Annotated in this window: 2 protein-coding genes; both read left to right on the top strand. The window is 62.9% G+C overall.

Translation table 11 applies throughout. The features are described from left to right. Positions 1 to 565 (top strand): COG4223 family protein (locus tag A2I95_RS38475; protein ID WP_367153211.1); only part of this gene is annotated, 565 nt, incomplete at its 5' end. 10 nt (positions 566 to 575) lie between these two features. Next, the coding region (locus A2I95_RS38470; protein WP_291737662.1) for a heme biosynthesis HemY N-terminal domain-containing protein at positions 576 to 1,346 on the top strand (771 nt) is incomplete at its 3' end.

Here is a 1,346-nt window from a genome sequence, read left to right as displayed (position 1 = left end):
CCTTGCGGCGCAGCGTTCCGAAGTCGAACAGATGCTGGCAGACGCCCAGGCGATGGACGCGGCGAGTGCCGAGGCCGCACGGATTGCCAGCGCTCAGACGCAGCTGGCGCAGCTGCGTTCTGCCTTGGACACCGGTAACAGCTATGCGGCCAGTGTGCAGGAGCTTGCGGCCCTCGGTGTTGATGTTCCGGAAGCCTTGTCCGGTCCTGCGGAGAGCGGAATAGCCTCGCTTTCTGCCTTGCGGGACGGGTTTACCCCGGCTGCCCGCGAGGCGCTGGCCTCAGCCCGGGAAGACACTAAGGAGGGCAGCGGCCTGCTCGATTACGTGAATCGCCATCTGGGTGCCCGCTCTGTCACCCCTCGCGAAGGGGACGATACGGATGCGGTCTTGTCCCGTGCCGAAGCGGCTGTGGCCGGGGGGAAGCTGCAGGAAGCATTGTCAGAACTTTCTGCCCTGCCCGGCTCTGCCCGCGCTGCCCTGTCCAGCTGGGAAGCCGCGGCAAACGCGCGGTTGGCAGCTGTGACTGCCGCCGCTGATCTGGCCCAAAGCCTGCAAGCCAAATAAGGAAGCCGCCATGCTCTGGTCGTTGTTAAAGATCCTCGTTTTCGTCGCGATTATCGCGCTTCTGGCATTTGGCGGAGGCCTGCTGATGGAAACCGCCGGCGGGGTGCAGATCACCGTAGCCGGCACTGAATATACTCTGGGTGCGCTGCAATCGGTGATAGCGCTGGGCGTACTGGTCTTTGGAGTCTGGCTGTTCCTCAAGCTGCTGTCGCTTCTGGTTGCCACCCTGCATTTTTTGAATGGTGATGAAACCGCCTTGTCACGGTATTGGGACAAGGGGCGCGAGCGCAAAGGCTATCAGGCACTGGCCGATGGTCTGATGGCGCTTGCCTCGGGTGAGGGGCGTCTGGCGCTGGCCAAGGCGGCGCGGGCAGAGAAATACCTGCAAAAGCCGGATCTGACTGATCTGTTGGTGGCACAGGCTGCGGAGATGAGCGGTGACACTCGCAAAGCGGCCGAAGCCTATAAACGGCTGCTGTCGAACCAGCCGACCCGTTTTGTCGGTGTGCGTGGGATAATGAAGCAGAAACTGTCCGAAGGCGACACGGAGACAGCCCTCCAGTTGGCCGAGAAAGCACTGTCGCTGCGACCCAAGCATGAGGAAGTGCAGGATACGCTATTACGTCTGCAGGCTCAGGCCGAGGATTGGGCCGGTGCCCGCAAGACACTGTCCACCAAGCTTAAGACCGGCACCCTGCCGCGCGACGTGTTCAAGCGCCGCGACGCGGTGCTGGCGCTGTCGGCCTCAAAGGGGATCCTGGACGAAGGCGCGACGGTCGAG

The sequence above is a fragment of the Leisingera sp. F5 genome (assembly GCF_001593695.1).
The sequence above is the reverse complement of the archived record's forward strand: the minus strand, read 5'-3'. Positions and strand labels throughout refer to the sequence as shown.